12 protein-coding genes are annotated in these 21,858 nt (G+C 45.0%); all 12 read left to right on the top strand.

Translation table 11 applies throughout. The features are described from left to right. Positions 1 to 9: 9 nt before the first annotated feature. Complete coding sequence (locus D1164_RS09430; RefSeq protein ID WP_119349723.1) at positions 10 to 4,113, top strand: PKD domain-containing protein; 4,104 nt, start codon at positions 10 to 12, stop codon at positions 4,111 to 4,113. Position 4,114: 1 nt separating this feature from the next. After that, complete coding sequence (locus tag D1164_RS09425) at positions 4,115 to 5,644, top strand: contractile injection system tape measure protein (RefSeq protein WP_147372118.1); 1,530 nt, start codon at positions 4,115 to 4,117, stop codon at positions 5,642 to 5,644. A gap of 40 nt (positions 5,645 to 5,684) precedes the next feature. Next, positions 5,685 to 7,640, top strand: coding sequence for an eCIS core domain-containing protein (locus D1164_RS09420; protein WP_119349721.1), 1,956 nt, complete (start codon positions 5,685 to 5,687; stop codon positions 7,638 to 7,640). Next, positions 7,640 to 7,984, top strand: a complete 345-nt coding sequence (locus tag D1164_RS09415) for a hypothetical protein (protein ID WP_119349720.1) — start codon at positions 7,640 to 7,642, stop codon at positions 7,982 to 7,984. Before D1164_RS09420 ends, D1164_RS09415 begins: the two co-directional genes overlap by 1 nt. Before the next feature lie 35 nt (positions 7,985 to 8,019). Beyond that, positions 8,020 to 9,576 carry an OmpA family protein gene (locus tag D1164_RS09410; protein ID WP_119349719.1) on the top strand — a complete coding sequence of 519 codons (1,557 nt, stop codon included), beginning with the start codon at positions 8,020 to 8,022 and terminating at the stop codon, positions 9,574 to 9,576. Positions 9,577 to 9,596: 20 nt separating this feature from the next. Beyond that, positions 9,597 to 13,574, top strand: coding sequence for an eCIS core domain-containing protein (locus tag D1164_RS09405; RefSeq protein WP_206610970.1), 3,978 nt, complete (start codon positions 9,597 to 9,599; stop codon positions 13,572 to 13,574). 12 nt (positions 13,575 to 13,586) lie between these two features. Then, positions 13,587 to 14,558: a tetratricopeptide repeat protein gene (locus D1164_RS09400; RefSeq protein WP_172594400.1), complete on the top strand. Its 972-nt coding sequence runs from the start codon at positions 13,587 to 13,589 to the stop codon at positions 14,556 to 14,558. 19 nt (positions 14,559 to 14,577) lie between these two features. Then, entirely contained in the window at positions 14,578 to 15,426 is an 849-nt protein-coding gene (locus D1164_RS09395; RefSeq protein ID WP_147372116.1) for a hypothetical protein, read from the top strand. 23 nt (positions 15,427 to 15,449) lie between these two features. Then, positions 15,450 to 16,769: an ATP-binding protein gene (locus D1164_RS09390; protein WP_119349716.1), complete on the top strand. Its 1,320-nt coding sequence runs from the start codon at positions 15,450 to 15,452 to the stop codon at positions 16,767 to 16,769. Between the two features lie 547 nt (positions 16,770 to 17,316). Then, positions 17,317 to 17,562, top strand: a complete 246-nt coding sequence (locus tag D1164_RS09385) for a hypothetical protein (protein ID WP_119349715.1) — start codon at positions 17,317 to 17,319, stop codon at positions 17,560 to 17,562. Then, entirely contained in the window at positions 17,556 to 17,894 is a 339-nt protein-coding gene (locus tag D1164_RS09380; protein WP_119349714.1) for a type II toxin-antitoxin system RelE/ParE family toxin, read from the top strand. The genes D1164_RS09385 and D1164_RS09380 overlap by 7 nt, the downstream gene beginning before the upstream one ends. Positions 17,895 to 18,233: 339 nt before the next feature. Continuing rightward, positions 18,234 to 21,806, top strand: a complete 3,573-nt coding sequence (locus D1164_RS09370; protein ID WP_119349712.1) for a family 78 glycoside hydrolase catalytic domain — start codon at positions 18,234 to 18,236, stop codon at positions 21,804 to 21,806. The last annotated feature ends 52 nt before the right edge of the window (positions 21,807 to 21,858 follow it).

Below are 21,858 nucleotides of genomic sequence, written 5' to 3'. Positions count from 1 at the left end.
AAATAAGCTATGGCAGAGAAATTAACTGAAATTACCACGCAGTACCATACGTTTGTCGATAACCAGGTATTGACAAAGGATCAACTGAACGGGTTTATCAATTATTTTGAAGACCAACACCGGTTGTCGCGGGTTTTCCTGAATGGAGTGGGAGTTGTTTGTGGTTTTAAGCTGAAGTATAATAATTCGGCGAAAACAGTAACCATTTCCCAGGGAGTGGGTGTTACAACAGATGGAGACCTGATCCTGCTCCGTAAAAATGTTCCGCTTTCAACAGATAAATCCATTGATTTAAAAGAAATAAAATTTACCCATTTCCGAAAATTCGAGGATAACTTTGCCAACTATGCCTTTTTCAGAAGGACAGAGGATGGGGGCGAAACCGAGACTCTGATGGATTTGTGGGAAATTCTGCCTGGACAAACCGAAGAAGAAGATCCGTTGGGGGAACTACCTGACCTGGAAAATAAGGTGGTGCTGCTTTATCTTGAGGGGTACGCAAAAGAAGGGGATTTATGTACCACCGTTGATTGCGACAACCAGGGAGTGGAGCAGGTGGCCCGGCTTAGGGTATTGCTGGTTTCCAAAGAAGATGCCACCTACATCGCCGAAAACGATTCCCTGTTCTCCAAATACGATATGGCCGATAAATATTTCGATCTGCCCGATGTGGCCGTACCGCGGGTCATTTTAAATCCAAACAATTCATCGGATTATGAAAGCCTTAAACTGGCTTTTCATAAAGCGATAAATAACAAAACGCTCTTAAGTAACCTCTCCTCCGGAATCACAAAAATTGCAGAGGATTTTAACTCCATACTGCAAATAAAACTGCCTAAAAATACCCTGCCTGCAACGTTGGGTAAACTGAAAGAGATTGCAGGTTTTGGCAGTTTTAGTTTACCGTTTAATGTACAGTATCGTTACGATTGTTTTAAAGATGTAGTGGACACCTATATGGAAATTAAGGCGCTCCTGCTTTCACTGAAAGAAGAGTGTTGTCCCGACATTCATGCCTTTCCGAAACATTTACTGCTTGGTAGTCTCGACGAAATCGACAGTCCTGTAAAACACTTCCGGCACCGGTTTTACAAGTCGCCTGCGCTGGCTTGCGGCGGCGGAAAAATAGAACAGTGCAGAAAACTTTTTCTTCGACTGGTGGAAATAATCAAAGAGTTTGGTGAAAAAGAGGGAAAAATAAAGATTACCCCTTCCAGAAGAATGGTGGCGCTGGGCGATCGGGCCATCCCGTTTTATTACGATGTTAACCTTAAATTGCTGGAATACTGGAATTATTTTAAAACGGAAAAGAATGCCCAGAATACCAATCTGAGCTACCACCGGGAAAACCTGGCAAACTGGCCTCACATTCAGAACCCGCTCAATTACAACATCGACGGCTTCGATTTTTACCGGATTGAAGGTCACCAGGGAAAAGATTACAGAACAGCGCTCGAGGAAATTAATGGTCAGAAGGAACAGTACGGGCTGGCATTCGACGTAAAAGCCTTGTCGGTAAATCTGAACGTGGAAGACCTGAATATTGAAGATTATGATTGTGAATTTGAGGATTTACAGGTAATGTTGCGTGCCTGGACTGCCGAACAGGAGTGTATCCTTGGGGAAGTGTCAAAGTTCTTTTCAGGGTTCAGTCTTGTAAATCCTGGTACAAATGTTAAAGATCCGGTACTGACCCATCGGGTGGCGGCCAAGGCTTTTACAACACGCGATACTTCGTTTACTTCCCGTTTAACTACCAACTTCGAAGGAGTTACGGGTGATAAAGTATTTGCTGCCCGCGAAAGTGTATCAAAGGATATTGCGGGCGGTCAGACACTGGCATTTAACAGTACCATAATTCCCGATAACCTGACCACAGAAAAAGATGCCCTCGGCAGTGTGCTGGTAACGGCATTTGAGGAAACAAAAGGCGGTTCGGTCAACGATGTGATAGCCAAATCCAAAGCGTTGGTGGAAGAGCAGATTTCTGACGAGGTATGGGCTGAGCAACCTGAAATGAAAGCCTTTGTAATTGACCAATCCATTGAACTGCTGGCATGGTCTAATGAGCTGGTGGTGAAAATGCCCGGAAAATTACAGGACTTTACGGTTAACACGGTCGACAGGTATAAACTGACGTTAAAAGAGCTTTGCTCCCGGGTTAAACTTTTGAAAAACCGTTACCAGAACATCGAACTGACCCAGAGCCTGAAATTGTTTATGGATCTGTTGATCAACCAGCTTTCGTTTGTTTGCTGTTCCGGTAAAAAACTGGAGATACTGTTTGAAGAAATAAATAAACGCAAAGAAAGTATTCTGCTTCGTCTTCAACTGGCGAAGTTCATCGAAAAACATCCTGGTGCGGAGCACAAAGCTGGCGTGCAGCCAGGGGGAACGTTTGTATTGGTTTACCTGAACAAAACGAGGGCAACCAAAGCCAGGCGCGAGGCCATTATTTCCAGGGCAGCGGCTGCCGAATTTTTGAAGATTTCCGAAGTGCCCAACAATACAGTGGTAGCCGACTTTTCATTGCCTTACTTGTGTTGTTCCGATTGCGCACCGGTGAACTTTATTGTTCCCCGGCGTCCGGCAACGCTGAGGCTTGAGAAAGAGACGTGGTGTATCGGATCGGACACAGGATCTATTCTGTATGAAGTTTCGCCGGAAGACGGCACCGTAGTGGCTGATCCTGAAACAGCAGGTCTGACTATTGAAAATGGTAAAATTACCATCGACCCGGCTGTTTTTCCGGAAGAAATGTTAGGAAAACCTATTGGCTTTACAGTGAACCAGCAGGTTACCGATGCGGAACTGACGGTTTTCAAAACGCCGCAGGTTGATTTTGAAGCCCCTGAGAGAGTACCGCTTAACCAGGAAATTACTTTTAGTCCGTTCGGCGATATTGAGGGAGCCTCCTTCTTATGGGATTTCGGTGACGGCAGTCCCACTTCCGCAAAGCAAAATCCAACCCATGCATACGACGAGTTGCCGGGAACGGAAAAGAATATTGTTGTGGTGAAATTAACAGTTACCGGATCCAATGGATCATGTTCCGGGACGGCAGAACATGAAATAGAACTTTTCGAGGAGGTCATTGAGGTTGACCTAGACGGAAGAGATTTTTGTGAAAGCGATAAAACCGGACATCCGTTTACAATTAGTCCCCAAGGTGCAGATGTATTGATAGAAGGCGCAGGAGTTGAGTCAACATCAGCTGGTGGCTTTGTGTTTGTGCCGGCAAATGCCGGTGTTGGCGGGCATGAATTTACCGTGAACGGGGAGCCATCCGGCATCATTGCCACCGTGCATGCTAGACCGGTTGCTGCTTTCGAACCGAGACAGGAAGGCAACCAGTTAATTCTTACCAACAATTCAACAGGTGCTATTTCTTTTGTCTGGAGTGTTAATGAAGAAAAGTTTGAGCGAAGTGATACTTCACCTGTGGTAATCGAATTGACTCCAAACAGTCCGACAACGTGGAGCCTGGTACTTGCAGCAAATAGTGAGTTCTGCGGTACGGTCACTACCGATGTGATAACGTTTGAAACGAAAGTGGAACCACCGGTTGATACTTGTCTGGACAGAGCAAAATCCGGGATGGAGGCAGACCTTAAAATTCTGGGGGAATTGAATCTTCCCGGCTCCAATTTTGTTGTGCCAATCTGGATGTCGACAAGCGAATTGTACGGTGGCACGGAAGAGTTTAGCAACGGAGTACTCAACGATGTGGATAACTTCCTGAATGGCAACAATAATGGAAAATTGCCATCTCTTTTCCTCGAATTACTGATTCAGACATCGCAAATGGTTGCTGAATTATCGGGTACCCCTGAAAACGAAGAATTCCAAAATCTGGTACGGATCTTCGCTTTGCAGCTCCGGTTGTTCTACAATGTCATTGGTTGTCAGAATAATGATGTACTCGATGCATCAAAAGATATTCTGGGAAGAATGTTTGAACAGATAATTTCCATTTTGCGGAACCTAAAAGAACGTGAAGTGAAACTTCCTGATTCGTTGCGCGAGTTTATGAATGCATGGGCAGAAAGAGTGGCCGGAAAAGGAATACTGGAAGAGCATGTAAAAATAATCTTAGAAGAAAATTTAGTATAATTTGAGTGAGCCAACCCATATCATTGAAAAGATGGTTGTGGAAATTAATACCGACAGCCAGGAATCGGCGTATGCCATTAAAAATGATATTGGAGAATTTTTGGAAAAAGAACTTTTCCCGCGGCTCGAAAAAATTTTGGATCAGTTTGATTATACCGGAGGGGTGGTGCGTTTTAATTCGTTAAACTTGGAAATTGCGCCCCTCCGGTTTAGCAATGTAAAAGACATTGAACCTGAAATTACCCGCAAACTGGCTGAGAAACTGGAATCTTCGGTAGGTCTTGTTAATGGTAAGAAGGTTGAAACCTTTGAAGGAGAAAAGGTCGAAAGTATTTCGACAACGGGAAACAGGGAAAATACATTTTTATTTTTTCTTGAAAACGGGTATCTGCCCTGGTTTGGAAAGGAGGAGTACATTGCGGAACTAACAGATCTTCAGAACTGGCAAAAAAGTTTGACAGAGAGCAATTTTTCTGACCGCCTGAGGGCAGTGTTGCAAAAGAAAACGGAGGCTATCAGTCGGTTTGTTCTTCAGTTCGAACCGGAAGTTGCGGAGCATTTTCTCCTTCAAATTTTTCCCGAATTCCGGGACGTGAAGAAATGGATGTTGACTAATACTGAAAAGCAAACTTCGCAATTTCGTCGCCGGTTCCTGCAATTTTTATTGCTGGTTTCAACAGGGCACCACGAAAAACACGTGTTGCAAACGGCCAGCGATCTGTTGCAGATGGTTTACAATGCCGAAAGTTCTGCATCCGAAAAAAGAAAGGAAAGGGCTGTTTCGGAAGTAAAAGAAATATTGGGTAAAGTAGTTGATTTACTGATGAAAGTAGAACCCGTAAGGAAGGACGAGCTGGAAAAGATTCGTCGTTTGAGCCACTTCCCGAAATTTGGAAAACCAAAGCCGGCTGATTTAAAATCAGATACGAACGAGGCTTTTGTGCCGAAAGAGAGTACGAATGGAAAGGGGAATTTGAAAGATATTTCGGCATTGGAAAAGGATAGGGGAAATTCTGCTTTTTTGGAAGAAGAAGGAGAAATAGCCGTATCCAATGCAGGTTTGATTTTACTACATCCTTTTTTGAAACCCTTTTTCAGAACAATTGAAATAACGAATAAAAAAGGAATTATAACCGAAGCCAGGCGTCATCTGGCTGTTCAAATGGTGCACTATCTGGCCACCGGGGAGGAAGATTTTTTTGAAGGCAACCTGGTTTTTGGTAAGTTTTTGTGTGGAATTCCGTTGGAGACACCTGTTCCACGAGAGAGCCTGCTTACACAACATGAAAAAAATGAAGCCAACCTTCTTTTAGATGAAGTAATCAAACATTGGGCTGCCCTGAAAAACACCTCCCCGGACGGCTTGCGCCAGATGTTTCTGCAGCGCAACGGAAAATTATTCAAAAAGGAAAAGAATTACAAACTGGTTGTGGAAAGAAAAGCACAGGATATCCTGTTGGAGAAACTGGCATGGAATATTTCGCTGGTAAAAATACCGTGGCTGAAAGAGTTGTTATACGTTGATTGGTAATGTTATGAAAACAAAAACATCTAGAAAAACACGAAGGAGAATGAAAAAGACTTCTCCTTTTTTTAGAGCACGGGGGAGTTCCGGATTTTTTGGTTTGCAAACAAAACTGTCGGTAGGAAAACCGGGCGATAAATATGAAACGGAAGCCGATGCAGTGGCCGATAAAGTGGTGAGCCGTACTGAATCTGGTACAGACGGTTTTTTCAGTGCCCCGGGATCATCTCTTTTTCAGGGACAAAACGGAGTTGTTCAGGAAAAACCACTTGCCGAAGGTATAACTCCGCTGGTTCAGAAACAGGAGGAGGAAGAAGAACTGCAGACCAAACAATGGGGAAATATCCAGATGCAGGCAGAGGAGGAAGAGGAACCGGTGCAGGCGCAGGAAGAGGAAGAAGCAATACAATCTCAGGAAGAGGAGGAAGAGGAACCGGTGCAGGCGCAGGAAGAGGAAGAAGCAATACAATCTCAGGAAGAGGAGGAAGAAATGGCTCAAATGCAGCCCGAGGCTGAAGAGGAAGAACCTCAGGCACAAGCAGAAGAGAAACCGGAAGATAGGGCTTTTGTTGCCGGGCAGGTGGCAGAAGAGGAAGAAGAACCGGTGCAAGCCAAACTCAATGGTCAGACTCCCGTTAATCCACAGACAGAAAGTCAGTTGAGAAATGGCGCCGGAAGTGGAAATAAAATGGACACAAATACCCGGCATGAGATGGAGAAAGGTTTTGGCGCCGATTTCGGGAATGTAAATATTCATACCGGCACGCAGGCGGAACAGATGAGCAGGGAACTGGGTGCTCAGGCTTTTACCCACGGAAACGATATTTATTTTAATAAAGGAAAATACAACCCGCAGTCGCAGGAAGGGAAACATCTTCTGGCACATGAATTAACGCATACTATTCAGCAAAAAGGAATGATTCCGGCCAAATTGCAAATGACAATTGGCGACGGCCACGATCTGACAGCGGCTCGTTTCTCCGGCAATGCCGACCTGGAAGCGGTTTACGATGATGAAGGAAATATAAGTTCGGGAGATTCCGGCCCGGCTGTTTCACTGATGCAGCAGGCATTGGTTGATGCCGGTTTCCCGCTGCCGCAGTTTGGTGTGGACGGTATTTTCGGCAACGAAACCCGCCGGGCATTAATGGATTTCCAGCGATCATCTTCTTTGTCGGCCGACGGCGTTTTGGGACCGAATACCATGTCGGCCCTGAATGCTTTATATACCGGCGGGGCTCCGGCGCTTCCGCCCCCGGTACCTGTACTTCCGCCCCCCACAGCGCCGCCGGTTGTTACGTCGGAAACCATAAAAAGCGCCCCGGACGGAACGCCGGATACCCGTACAACAGTGGGGGTAGGAGAGCGTGTCCGGTTTACAGCTAACACCTCGGGCACCTGGTCTGTCTCTGATGGCCACATCATCGGGCTGAATACCGGTTCCAATATTGTGTGGGAAGCGCCGGCTGTGGCAACCGCACCTACCATTACGGTCACTACACCAGGCGGTACGCGTGTTATGCCGATGACCGTAATTGCACCCAATGCGTTGGCCATGACAGTGAACAGGAATGATGCTATTCCGGCCGGAACGGCGGGGGCCTGTATGATTACAGATGTGGTAGTGAATCCATTGAATGTGAATTTTGGCCGGACCCAGTGGTTGGAGGTTCCGGGCCCGGCAACTAATGTTTCGGGGTACTTTAACCAGTTTGCCGCAGCAACCATTTTCCACAATCCAAACCCCGACTACCTGCCGTTTAACGACAACAATTCCGGGCTACGGGATCATGCTTCATGGCATGCGGTTCCGGCCCCTTTCTCTTTCGGAACATTCGAATGGGTTGTTCCCAACCGGTATAAAATAGACGGGGAATCCGATGCCCAGGGCCGGATATTTACCAACACGGTTCAGGCCTTTTTTATGTTCCCGGGTGGAACAATGATGATTACCAAAGCCGGCGCTTCTGTTATCAGGTTCATCAACAATGTGGTTTTTTAATGAGTAATGAAAGTCTAAATATTAAATTACTGGTGAGCTCGGATACTCTGAAGTTGAGCGAGGTTGCTGATTTTATGATTGGCCTGAATGTGACAAATGAAAGCGACAGTCCGGTTTATTTCAATATATCGGAAACAGAATTGTATGTAAATGATAAAAAGAATATTGCGTGGGATTTGGCTGTGCAAAATGGAACGATTATTAATCTGAAAGTACAGCCCGGGAAAAGTAAAACGGTTCAGTGGCCGCTGGGTGACGCCTTGTTTGAACAAACAGGAAATATCAGGGTGGAACTCCGGTGGAAGGAAACAGTTCAAAGGAAGGAAATAACGGTTTCGAAGTAAATGATGTACCATTTTTAGTGTAATAGATAGCTTTGATGCATGCGGAAAGAAATACAAAAACGAATTCACATTCTTCCTCTGTTCAGGGAGGTGGATGGAATACGCATTTTTTTCAGCCAAAGCTGAATGTGGGAAAACCCAACGATAAATTTGAGGTGGAGGCCGATAAAGTGGCCGATCAGGTGTTGGAGAGAACCCAAAACCAGGATACTTTTCTGAATGCCCCTTCGCCTTCTCCTTTTTTTGCTTCTGCCCCGTCTTCAGCAATTCAAAATTCCATGGCAGAGGATTCTCCGGAGCAGGAGGAAATCAGCGAAAAACCTTTGGAGGAATCGGTATCTCCGGTTCTTCAGGCTGGGGCTGATGATGAAAATACAGGGGAGTTGATACAGGAAAAATGCACTGACTGTGAAGAGGAGCCGCTTGTGCAGTCTCTGGAGGAAGAAGAAACGGCTGCTCCGGAAATTGAGCAAACCGGAGCTTCGGACATGATTAGCAGGTACCCGGATTCGGACTGTGAAGACGGCGAATCCATCAGCAGGGCACAAACCGTAGTTTGGTTCCAGCACGACTCGGCCGATTTCAGAAACGACAGCGAGATTAACTCTTCGATACATTTTATGCTGCTTTTGCATGAGATTCAAAGCTATTTGGGAATGACGGGCCCCGATGGTGTTATCTTTATTCATGGGTACGCCAGCGAAGAAGGAGGTTCCACGCACAACATGGCTTTGTCGGTGCAACGGGCCTTGAGGGTCAAAAGCCTGCTGGCGGCATTCGGAATACCTGGATCGCAAATGATACCGATTGGGCATGGGGAAAGCCTGGAATATGAAACCTTAGAATACAACCGGCGGGTAGAGGTAACCTTTTTCCCGACGGTAACCTGCATGGAATTTGATCCGCTGCCGATATCCGGTTCAGTAACCGTGATGGACTGTTCCGACGGGCGCGATATTAACAGCGATGCAGACCATGATTTGGACAAGCTGGAACACCGGCCGGATGATCGAAGTCCGGATATCTGGGTATACGATAATCTTTTGGGAGAGGACCTGGCCTATTCCGATTATTATATCGGCTTTTTTACCGGGACCTTTGGTGTGGATACTTCTGACGACAACCGGCTCTTTAATAATTTCATCACCGGAAGTGGCGGACAAATTCATTTTGGCACCGGAAGTGATATGGCCGGAGAGATTGGCGGAACAGATGCATTTACTGAATTTGCCGGTGAATTTGAAACCTCGGTAAGAGCCTATTTTAATGAACATCATTCGCTGCACGGATTCGAATGCCAGGCAGAGTTGATCCGTACACGGCCCGATTATGTCGGCGGCACAGACAGTATGTTCTCCTGGGCGGTGATGGGCGGATACCAGCGGCTGGAAGCCCATATAGACCTGTCATCCGGGGATATTGACATCACTTACCGCATTTTCGACCATTATGGCGCTGGGGTAAGTGACGCCTGGAGTTATCTGCCGGGTTTGTCTGCCATGTATTACCTGCAACATTATGTTACCGGTTCTGAATACTCGTATGTTCCGTTTATCTGGTCGGTGCAGATTAACAGGGAAAGTGAATTATAAACCAATGGAAGTGAAAGAGAATGTTTAAGGCTGCAACAAAAAATAGCAAAGGAAATAAATCGAATAACACCTCCCTTTTTCAAAATAGCGAAAAGGGAAAAGGAACTTTTTTTCAGCCGAAGCTAAATGTGGGAACACCCGGCGATAAGTATGAGGTGGAAGCCGACAAAGTGGCCGATCAGGTGGTGGATAGTTCCCCGGTGTCTGAGCAGCCTTTTTTTGCACCTTCTGTTCCCCCTCCGGCAAATTCGGGCCAACCGTCTCTTGTTCAAAATAAACCGGTTGATAAAAGTATTACCCCCTTGTTGCAACGGCAGGAAGAGCCGGAAGAAATGATGCAGATGCAGCCTGTTGAAGAGGAAGAAGTCGTTCAGCAGCAGGCGGCGGAAGAAGAAGAATCTTTGCAGATGCAACCGGAAAAAGAGGAGGAACCGTTGCAAATGCAATCTGCCGGGGAGGAAGAGGAAATGGTTCAAAGCCAGGCCAATGAAGAGGAAGAGACAGTGCGGCAACAACCCGGGGAAGAGAGTGAATCGCTGCAGGCCTTGAATACAGAAGGTGAAACATTGCAACGCCAATCGGAAAACGGGCAACCGGTTTTGCCAAAACGGGCAGATAATGTGATTCAAAAACAGGAAAAGGAGGAAGAAGAGCCCCGGGAGGTACAGCTCTCGGAGGAGGAGGAAATGCAGCCGGTGATGGCAGAGAAAGAAGGGCAGGTTCAGGCAAAATCCGATAGTACGCCTGTGGTTCCCGCCGGTTTTGAATCCGGTTTAAACGGAAGTAAAGGGAGTGGCTCTCCGTTGCCTTCCGGTGTAAAAAGTCAGATGGAATCGGGGTTTGGAACCGATTTTAGCAATGTGCGTATTCATACAGATTCCGGTGCCGCTCAAATGAGCCGGCAAATCGGGGCACAGGCTTTTACCCACGGCAGCGATATTTATTTTAACGAAGGAAAATTTAATCCAGCCTCCGAATCGGGCCAGCACCTTATTGCCCATGAGCTGACACATACAGTGCAGCAGGGCGCCTCGGTACAGCCTAAATTAGTTCAGCGGCAGGAGGGGGAAGAAGAAGCCGAAGTTCCGGAAACGGGCGATAATTATGATTTTACAGCGAATCCACCCAAAATATTTATTGATGAACTCCCAATCCCTTCCTTCAAAAAAAGCTTTATGTCTGGAAGCGGAAACTTCCGGGCGCGGGAATACAGCGGAGGCGGTAGGGAAGGAGAGAACGATCCGGAACAGTCGGGAGTATGGGATTCCAATGTGAGCCACGAAGGTGCCCGGCAAAAGTTGCTGGACGGCGGATTACAAAACGACCGGCTTTACCGTATTTCGGGTTCTGTTACCTCGCAGGGTAAGAAAAAGGATTTTGAACGGAACGGAGATGCCAATTTAATTGCCCAGAACCTGAAAGTACCTTTCTGGCTGGAAAATTCCGGGGAGAAAGAATATTTTCAGATTGACCACAAAGAAGAACTTCAACTGAAAGGCTGGCCCAGAGTCAGAACTGCGGGGCAGATTGACAACCTGTTTTTGCTCTCTGCCGAAGCAAACCAAACTTCAGGAAATACCATAAAAACAAATGTTGACGGCGCTATTCAGGATAAAATACGGTCGGATGAGCAGTTGAAAAATGCACTGGCAGCAAGAGGGTTAAACGTCAGAAGGATCAATGCAACGCTGGCCAACCAGGTAAAGTCGCGGTTTGATATTCATTACAGAAGTTTCACCGACGCTTCCAATCCGCCCGGCATTAACACCTGGATTAAGTCGGACATTGAGAGCGGAAACCATATCGATGCCCTGATGAACAGGGAAAAAGGCAGGGGAAAAATCAACTTTTATGATTTTCAGGATCCCGAGCCCAGCCCTTCGCTGCCTTTTGATCCGCATCCTTCCAGCCTCGATCTGGCAAACCAAATAGGTTCGTCTTCCAGCTATGTATTGTATTGGGGAGATAACCTGGGGTCCCGGACCAAAATAAGCTGGGAAGATCCAAATGCTATTACAAAAGAACTGTCCACCAATATGTTCAGGCCAAGGCTTACCATGCACGGGAAGTTTTTTAATGCCGAACTCATGGAATTTAATCCCCAGGTGGAAGAGGGACAAAGGGGATACCTGAGGGGGCAGCCGTTTAAATTTAAATCGGTGGAAGGGCAAAAAAGGATTTTCAGGTTGCCTGAATATTTTAACTGGCCCATATATAAAATGCCGGGTACCACGTATGCCGGGTTTTTGAGGTCTGCGGACTTGAAAAACTTCTTAAATACGAGCAATGCTGAGTTTGAAATGCTGAGTCCCTTCACAATCGACCACCTTCAGATAACGGAAGCGGGTTTGGTTGGCCGGGGTACCTTGCTTCCATCCGTTCCTTTTATTTCAAAAGCGAATGTTGAAATTGTTATTACAGAAGATGATGTTCGCCTTCAGAAAGTATTTTCAAGCGGTGATTTGGATATGCCTCCGCCATTTTCCGTTTCGGATGTTACCCTGAGCCTGGGATATGGAATCCAACGGGGATTTTTTATTGAAGGGCAGGTCGATTTTGGAATTGATAATGTTGGCGAAGGTCACATTGGAGCCGGGGCTTCTTCTTCCGGAGGTTTTGAACTGGAAGGCGCTTTCAACTTCGATTCAGAATTGTTTGATCCGGCGGAAATCAACGTGGAATACAAGGAAAACATCTGGACTATTGGCGGTACCATCGGCATCCCCGACGGAAAAGTGAGGGGAGTGAAAAGTGCCACCATTACGGCAAGTTACAGCGAGAATACTTTTACGGCATCGGGCGAGGCAGAACTCGACATTCCGGGTATCCAGCGGGGAAATATGGAAGTTGTTTATGGCGAGGAAGGTTTTTCCATCAGCGGCGATTTTGATTTAAAGGACGACATTCCCGGCATCCGGGGAGGGAATGTTTCGGCCACTATTGCAAAACAAAACGGTGAAGAGGGCTACAATGTGAGTGTATCCGGCACGGCAGAGCCCGATATTCCGGGAATTGACAGTTCTTTATCGGTTTCCTACGATAACGGCGCACTGACCATCGAAGGCTCGGCGGCCTACAGCAGGGGTATGTTGTCGGGAACTGTAAACATTGGCGCCACAAACCGGCCCATTGGCGATGACGGCGAACCTGCAGGCGACCCGGACGATACCATGCGGGTTTACGGCGGCGGCAGCCTGACATTGACACTGACACCCTGGTTGGAGGCCACGGCAGGCGTTCAGTTTTTACCGAACGGTGAAATTGAGGTGACTGGCCGGATTGGCCTGCCCGACACGGTGGATGTATTTGACCGGAAATCCATCGACCGCAACCTGTTTAGGGTGCCTGCCATTGAAATCCCCATTTTTGCCATACCGCTTGGTCCGCGAAGTATCGGGCTGGTAGCCCGAATTACTGGCGGACTTGATTTTTCCGCAGGTTTCGGGCCCGGTCAGCTCCGCGATTTGTACGGGGAAGTAACGTACAATCCCGACAGGGAAGAGGAAACAACTATTTCGGGACATGGTGAATTTGCCATTCCTGCTGATGCCGGCCTGACGCTGAGGGGTGATTTGGGTCTTGGCGTCAGTGTGGGGATTGCCAGCCTGACCGGCGGCATCGAAATTGCCGGAACTCTCGGACTGGAAGGAGAGGCGGCCGCAGAAGTAGATGTGAACTGGAGCCCGCAAACCGGCCTGGCACTGGATGCCACGGGAAGGGTTACGGTCAATCCGAAATTTACCTTCGACATCAATGCATTCGCCCGCGCAAGCCTCGACCTGTGGGTGACCTCCATTTCTGAAACCTGGCGCTACAACCTGGCTTCGTTCTCCTGGGGGCCTGATATTCAGTTCGGAATTGTGTTTCCCGTTCACTACCGGGAAGGAGAACCGTTCGATATGTCATTCGACGATATAGAAGTTATCTATCCCGACCTCGATGTGGTGGACATGGCAAAAGGACTGGCACGGGATATTAAGGACGATATTTTTGATTAAATGTATGCAACAATGGAAAAACAGGTAGAACAACTGAATAATGAAGGCGTTAAATTATTTTTGAACGGAAATTTCAGCGAAGCCAAAAATAAATACCGGCAGGCGCTGGAGATTTCTCCAACATACCCGACAACACTTAACAACCTGGGAATGGTACTTCTTCAGGAAAAAAAGTACCGCGAGGCGGAAAAATGTTTTAAAGAAGCTCTTGGGGTAACAGAAAACCCCACTTACTTTCTAAACCTTGGTCATGTCTATGCAAACCTGAACCAACCAGAAAAGGCAGAGGAAAATTACCTGAAAAGTGTGGAACTGAACCCGGATTCACTTCTGGCATGGAAGAGCCTGGGAGGGTTGTACCAGTTTCATAAAAAATATTTTAAGTCGGTAAAAATCTGGCAGAATATTGTTGAAAATTTCAGTCGTGAGTCTTACTACAAAATTCAACTGGCAAAGGACCTGATTGCCCTCAGGGAATTTCGGCAGGCGTTGGCGGTGCTTTCTGAAGCCGCCGGACACGATGAGTTCCAGGAGATGGTGTGGTACTACACCGCACTGATCCATTTCACCCAGAACAATTTCGGGCTGGCTGACTCGGCTGTCAAAAAAGCGCTGGCTGTTAAACCCGAAGATGAATCTTGCAGAATACTGGCCGCTGCAATTTGCCTGGCGCTTTCGCAACTGGACAAGGCCGTAATGCATTGGGATTATTTGTTGAAATTGAACATAAATAATCATAAAGTAAGGGTTGATAAGGCCGTGGCTTTACTGGCCAACGGATACCGATCGAAAGCGCTGGCCGAATTGGATTATGTTATATCAAAGGAGGATGAAAATGTGAAGGCATTGTTTTATAAAGCCTTAACTTTGATGGAAATGAAGGAAAACCTTCCGGAAGCAAAAAAAATTTTAAACGTGCTGAAAACCGGCAACCACCCTTTTAGGGATAAAGCAGCCGGATTATTTGAAAAAATGAGTGAATAAAACTTTAAAAGCGTGTGAAATGACAGAATTATTTGATGGATTGCTACTGTACGAGATAACTCTCCTGATGCTTGGTGTGCTCCTGTTCCTGATTTTAAGTATTGGCTTGCTGTTTTATATTATAAAGAAAGAACAGATTAAAAAGCTATTTTTCTTTTTCATTTTTCCGATTATCATGATCGGTTACCCGAGTATTAAGGAAGTATCCATTTCGAAAGACCGGTTTACTTTAACGAAATACCAGGAAGAATACATGGAAAATCCGGAAGATTCTTTGGCAAAAAAGAAAGTGGAAGAATTTACAGCCAAACTGGAAGACAGGGCCTCATCTCCCGAGGATATTGTGCAAATCAGCAAATCGTATTTATTGTTGGGAGAAAACAAAAAAGCATCCTCTTTGGCTGATAAAGCCCTGGATAAGGACGGAACCACAGGAACGGCCAACGAGGAAGCGCGTGATATTAAAAAGCTGGCAGAAGTGCAGGAACGGTTAAGAGTTTCCCCGTTGAAAGAAGAATCCAGGCCGGCCGTTACAGAAACAAAGCCTGCAGAGGAAACAGCGGTGCGTCCTGCAGAAACGGAAACATCCGGTTCCGGAGGAGAAACAGCAACCCGCCCCTCAACAACCCTGATAGATCCCTCAACAGTATTAACAAATCCTTCGGCTATCCTCCATGATCAACTGACAGCGGAAGCCTCTTCCGGGGAGGAGGGAGAAAAAGAAGAAGAAAAACCGTTGTTAGAGGTTAATCCGAAATTTATTGAGATAAATGATGTTGAGGTTACAAAGAATTTGAGTAAAGTAAAATCATTTTTACTCAAAAGAACGATTCGTAATTCAGAAACAGAAAGTGAACCGAATCGTTAAAATATGGTATCAAACAGAATTAAATGAACAACTCGAAAGCGCTTGAATTTTTGAGGAAGGCAATCCGAAACCGGCTTGAGAAGGAGATGAAAGGAAACAATGTCCCTGACCCCGAATTTCATTTCGAAGGCCCGAACGGTGCGGAATTGATCCGGTTTATCCACGAAAATAAACTTACTACGTCAGAGGTTATTGTTTTATTGCTGGCCCTGGTTCCGCATATCGATCCGGGTTTTTTTAGCGGGGTTATTTCTGCCTATCTGCCCAATGGGGGCGATTTCCCTGAGTTTGGGGGAGTGAAAGGGAAAAACCACCGGGGTATTTTACCCACCGGCGAGACAGTGATGTACGTGCTGGCCGGAATGGATGTGGAAAAGCGTATGGAAGTTTCCCGCTATTTTGAAGAAGATCATGTGTTCTCCCGAAAAAGTGTGCTTTATCTTGAACGGCCGGGACACGGCGAACCGAGAATGAGCGGCCGGCTGATTCTCGATGAGGAGTATGTGGATTTGTTTACTTCGGGTAAAATTTCGAAACCACAACTGAGCAGTGATTTTCCGGCCCAGCGGATTACCACCGAACTGGAATGGGGCGACCTGGTGCTACAGGAAAAAACATTGTCGGGCATTATGGAGATTGAAACGTGGCTAAAATACAGCGATGAGTTACTGAATGGCTGGCAGATGCACGGGAAAATCAAACCGGGATTCCGGGTGCTGTTTCATGGCCCGTCAGGTACCGGAAAAACACTCACCGCCTGCCTGCTGGGAAAATATACCAAGCGTGACGTGTTCCGCATCGACCTGTCGATGGTAGTTTCAAAGTACATCGGGGAAACGGAAAAGAACCTTTCCAAATTGTTTGACAAAGCAGCCAACAAAGACTGGATACTGTTTTTCGATGAAGCAGATTCCATATTCGGTAAACGTACCACCGTCCGCGATGCCCACGATAAATATGCCAACCAGGAGGTTTCCTACCTGCTGCAGCGAATTGAGTCACATGCGGGACTGGTGATTCTTGCGTCCAACATGAAAGCGAATATCGACCCTTCATTTACCCGCCGGTTCAACTCCATCATTGAGTTTGAAAATCCGGATATGGCAGAGCGTATAAAGCTTTGGAAAAACTACCTTCCCCCTGTGGCAAAACTTGACCATAAAATAAAGGTGGAGGAGATTGCAAGGAAGTATCATTTAACCGGTGCCAACATCGTAAATGTTATTCAGTACGCCGGGTTACAAACACTGGGGAAAAATTCAAAAACCATTCTGGCCGACGACCTTTTGAAGGGCATTCAGAAAGAATACGAAAAAGAAGGAAAAATGATGCGCCTGGAATAAGGTACTTTAGGAGTATTCACACAACTGCCGGATGTGTTGCATGTTTTTGGGTTCACCACAAAAAGGTGTTCCCGCGCGATTGTATCGCGTGGTTTAGTAGTTAGCGCGGATATGTTATCCGTGCTTTGCTTGTAAAAACAATAGAACAATTTCATTAATCAGCCTGTGCTTTGTTTACTATAAAATGGTACCGATTGCAAATCGGCACCAGCGTGGAGGATGCCTGTTCCGGAAGGTCTGGAAAATACCGCCCGTGAAGGCTATTGGATAATGTTGTTAAATAATCCCACGCGATACAATCGCGCGGTAGCAAGGCGGATATATTAACCGTGCTTTGTTTTGTAAGAACAAAAAATAGAATAGAACAATTTCATTAATCAGCCTGTGCTTTGTTTACTATAAAAAAGTACCGATTGCAAATCGGCACCAGCGCGGCGAAATGGTTTGTTTGCATTGGATTTGCAGTATGAAGTTCCAAAGTTGCTCCCGCAAAACAGAAACCAAATATGAATATTAATCGTTACTTTTGTAGAAAGCAAAGAAAGTTATGGGAGTACAAAAATTAAGACAAGAGCTTCACGATTACATAGACCACGCAGATGAAAGGTTTTTGAAAATGGTATATGCTATGAGTAAAGAATATAAAGAACCTGGTGTCGTTGGTTATAATATTGATGGCTCGCCGATAACAAAAGAAAGCCTTGTAAAAAGGGCAAAAGCCGCTTCACAAAGGGTAAAGTCCGGGGATTATATCACACAGGAAGAAGTGCAAAAGGAGATTGAAAATTGGTAAGGAAAAAGAAACTTCCCATCCATTGGGACAGGCTGGCAAAAAATAATCTGGACGATATTTATAACTACATAGCTGAAGACTCAGTAATGGCAGCCAGGAAAGTTAAAAAAGAACTGGTAAAACTTGCCCACAGCCTGAACGACTTCCCCGAAAAGTTTTCAGTTGAAAAATACCTGGTTGATGAACCCGAAAACTATCGCTCTGTTTCGAAATGGAATTACAAAATAATCTATGAAATAACCGAAGAATACATAATTATTGTTGATGTGTTCCATACCAGCCAGCACCCTTCGAAGATGAAAAAGAGTTTGAAAAGAGACCTTGAAGATTAATTTCCCACGCTCCCGCGTGATTGTATCGCGTGGTTTAGTAGCTAGCGCGGATATGTTATCCGTGCTTTGTTTTGTAAAAACAAAAAAATAGAATAGAACAATTCCATTAATCAGCCCGTGCTTTATTTACTATAAAATGGTACCGATTGCAAATCGGCACCAGCGCGTGTGAAAAAGGAATACTGGATAATGTGATTGTTGTTAAGTAATTCCACGCGATGCAATCGCGCGGCAGCGAAGGACAGGACATTTGAAATATAAAACTGAACAATATAAAACAAGTGTTTTAAATTCATATCTTTGATTTTTTCTAATTCAGCCAACTAAATTGAAATAAAAATGTCCGTCATTAAAAATGTAAAATCAAAAGTTTTTCAATTTGTTATTCTCCTAATCACAATTTCAATTTTTTTAAGTTGTTCCAGTGAAAAACTAAAAATCAACAATCTAACGGTTGAATACACGAAAACTCCACTTGGAATCGATGTTGAAAATCCAAGGTTTGGCTGGCAAATGCAAGCTCCGGAAAACGAACGTGGAGTTTACCAAACCGCCTACCAAATTGAAGTGAAAGATACTTCAGGAGAAGTAGTCTGGAACTCAGATAAAGTAATGAAAAATTCGGCCCTTGCCATTTCCTATGCCGGTTCAGCATTGAAGCCTTCTACCAGGTATGAATGGACTGTTACGGTTTGGGATCAGAATAGTAAAAAACATGCAGCAAGTTCCTGGTTTGAAACCGGGTTGATGAACCCATCTCAGTTAGCGTGGAACGGCGCCCAATGGATTGGGGGGGCTGATGATAACCTGGTTTTCTATTCGCAATACCAAATTATTTTCAGAATGAAATATTCGCTTGCCATTGCCGAAGGAAGTTCAAAAGCTGCATTTATTTATGGGGCAAATGACATCCGTTTAATGGACAAGTACAAAAATATTTTCCAACTTGAAAACAAGCCAAATGAAAGTTACATAAAGCTGGAATTAGACATATCGGATGTTGATGGTTCGAAAAACGGATTAGCAAAATTAAATATTTATCGCGCAGGCTATACACGAAAAGATACGCCTGATATTCCTTTAACCAGCTTTAAAATCAAATCATCCGTTATCAATTCAAAAAATAAATACGATAAACATAACTTTTCAATCCGAAGTGCTTTTGGAAGAATTACAATTGTATTAAATAACACCCCCGATTTTTATGTGGATGATTTAAATGCAAGATCTAATACTTCATTCAACCTGAACCCGATGGGAAATAGCGGCGATTATCTGCCGTTTGGATTAGTTTGTGACATCGGTTTTACTGTTGATGCAGGACAAAAAGCCGCTTTCTCCGATGTTGAAATTTTTAACGACAGGCTTCCCAACAATACTCTTTTTGAAGAAAATTTATCGGGAGAATATCATGGAATTTTTGCCGGAAAAGTGAAAGTAGAAAACAATGCTTTTATTATAAATGGTGGAACGAGTGGCACATTTGTCGTTGCCAACCCAAGTAGCAATGCGATTCCAATGTTGAGAACTGAATTCGAAGCCACCAAAAAGATAGCTTCAGCCCGTTTGTATGTTACTGCCCGTGGTATTTATGAAGTTTTTATCAATGGCAAAAAGGTAGGAAATGATCATTACAATCCTGGACAAACTCAATATAATAAATCTCATTTTTACCAAACTTACGATGTAACCAGCATGATTAGGAACGGTGAAAATGCAATGGGGGCGATGATGGCTGAAGGCTGGTGGAGCGGCCTGTTGAGTTTTGGTTCCGTTTGGAATCATTTTGGAGATCGGCAGTCGCTGCTTGCGCAATTGGTAATTAATAACAGTGATGGAACAAAAGAGATAATTTCTACCAACGATAAGGACTGGAAGTTTTACAATAAAGGACCGATTGTTTACAGTAGTCTGGATTTAGGCGAAGTTTACGACGCTACAAGAGAAGCAGAAGTTTTGGGTTGGAACAATGTTGGTTTTGATGATTCTGAATGGAAAAATGCTTCAGTGGTTCCACTTGAGGGGACCACTTTCTCTGGTGAAAAAAGGGAACGCGACGGTTCAATTTCAAAATTTAATTTCGATGATATGAAATTAATTGGACAGATTGGAAACAACGCCGGAGAATTTAAAATATTAACCGCACAAAGTATGGAAGAAGTGCGCCCGGGAGTTTATGTGTACAACATGGGACAAAACTTTGTGGGTGTACCCCGGATTTCCATTTCCAATGGAAAAGCAAGAGATACTATGATTCTGCGAGTGGCTGAAATTCTTTATCCCGACCTTTTGGAATCGGGCGATAATGTGGGAATGATTATGACCGAAAACTACCGCGCAGCCCTTTGTCAGGATATTTACATTATGAAAGACGGAGCACAGGTTTTCCAGCCAAAGTTTACTTCGCGCGGCTACCAGTACATTGAAATTACCGGAATTGAAAAACCACTTCCGCTGGAAGCCGTTCAGGGAGTAGCCATTAGTTCGGTACTCAATCTTACTGCGGAATATAGAACATCAAATCCAAAAGTGAATCAACTTTGGTCAAATCTTGTATGGTCGAATGTGGATAACTTCCTGACTTTACCCACTGACTGTCCGCAACGAAATGAACGCATGGGGTGGTCGGGAGATATTTCTGTTTTTTCAAGAACAGCAACCTATGTTTCCAATTCCGACCAGTTTCTGAGAAGACATATGTTTGCCTTGCGCGATGTACAGGAAAAAGGAGGCAGGTTTACCGATATTGCGCCCATTGGAGGAGGTTTTGGTGGTGTTCTTTGGGGTAGTGCCGGAATTACTGTTCCCTGGGAAACTTACCAGCAATATAACGATGTTGCATTACTGGAAGAGCATTATGATGCGATGGTGGCTTACATTGATTATCTGGAAACAACTATCAATCCGGAAACAGGAATTATCAGCGACGGACAACTGGGTGACTGGCTCGGACCTCAAAATAACATACTTGGAACACCTTTCTTGACAACAGCCTACCATGTTTTCGACTTGTATATTATAAAAAATGTTGCTGAGGTGTTGGGGAAAACGGAAGATGCGGCGCGTTATACAAAAATGTACAACGCACGAAAAGCATTCTTTAACAACACATTTATTAACGAAGACGGAAAAACCTTGGGATTGATTGACAGTGGCCGTGAGCCCAAAGGTTTGGCAAAACCGGAATTCAGGCTGGCTGATACACAAACATCGTATGCAGTGGGTTTGGCCTTGGGCGCTTTCGATGATATAGTTGTACCGCAAATGGCAAAGAACCTGGTGGAAACCATCGAAAGAAAAAATGTGGATGATGAGGGTATACTTCGTCCTGAATATTCGTTAATGACTGGTTTTATAGGAACAGCCTGGGTAAGTAAAGCCCTTTCCGATAATGGTTATAATGAGCATGCATACAAATTACTGCAAAACGATCAGTATCCTTCGTGGTTATATTCTGTTGATCAGGGGGCTACTACCATTTGGGAACGCCTGAACGGTTACACTGTAGAAAATGGTTTTGGCGGAAACAATAGCATGAATTCATTCAACCATTATTCTTTTGGCGCTGTTGGTCAGTGGATGATTGCTTATTCTCTCGGTATTCAGCGAGATAAGCCAGGTTTTCAAAATTTTATTCTGCAGCCAACACCTGATCCAACCGGAGAAATGACTTGGGCAGAAGGTTATTACGATTCAATGTATGGCAGGATAAACAGCAAATGGGAGGTATTAAACGGACAACTTATTTACGAGACCACAGTCCCGGCAAATACTTCAGCTACATTATATCTGCCTGCAAAATCGGAAAATGACGTAATTGATACCGATGGATGTTCGCTGGTCAAATTCGAAAACGGTAAAGCGGTTTATTTGCTAAATTCTGGTAACTACAAATTTATAACTCATTTTTAATAGTGGAATCATTCTGTCAACAAGGGAAAATGACTGCCACGCTCCCGCGCGA

The sequence above is a fragment of the Mariniphaga sediminis genome (genome assembly GCF_003573545.1).
Lineage (GTDB): Bacteria > Bacteroidota > Bacteroidia > Bacteroidales > Prolixibacteraceae > Mariniphaga > Mariniphaga sediminis.
The sequence above is the reverse complement of the archived record's forward strand: the minus strand, read 5'-3'. Positions and strand labels throughout refer to the sequence as shown.

Coding starts and splice junctions, on each gene's coding strand:
- D1164_RS09430 (WP_119349723.1), top strand. CDS start 10: ATGGCAGAGAAATTAACTGAAATTACCACGCAGTACCATACGTTTGTC.
- D1164_RS09420 (WP_119349721.1), top strand. CDS start 5,685: ATGAAAAAGACTTCTCCTTTTTTTAGAGCACGGGGGAGTTCCGGATTT.
- D1164_RS09415 (WP_119349720.1), top strand. CDS start 7,640: ATGAGTAATGAAAGTCTAAATATTAAATTACTGGTGAGCTCGGATACT.
- D1164_RS09410 (WP_119349719.1), top strand. CDS start 8,020: ATGCATGCGGAAAGAAATACAAAAACGAATTCACATTCTTCCTCTGTT.
- D1164_RS09405 (WP_206610970.1), top strand. CDS start 9,597: ATGTTTAAGGCTGCAACAAAAAATAGCAAAGGAAATAAATCGAATAAC.
- D1164_RS09400 (WP_172594400.1), top strand. CDS start 13,587: ATGGAAAAACAGGTAGAACAACTGAATAATGAAGGCGTTAAATTATTT.
- D1164_RS09395 (WP_147372116.1), top strand. CDS start 14,578: ATGACAGAATTATTTGATGGATTGCTACTGTACGAGATAACTCTCCTG.
- D1164_RS09390 (WP_119349716.1), top strand. CDS start 15,450: ATGAACAACTCGAAAGCGCTTGAATTTTTGAGGAAGGCAATCCGAAAC.
- D1164_RS09385 (WP_119349715.1), top strand. CDS start 17,317: ATGGGAGTACAAAAATTAAGACAAGAGCTTCACGATTACATAGACCAC.
- D1164_RS09370 (WP_119349712.1), top strand. CDS start 18,234: ATGTCCGTCATTAAAAATGTAAAATCAAAAGTTTTTCAATTTGTTATT.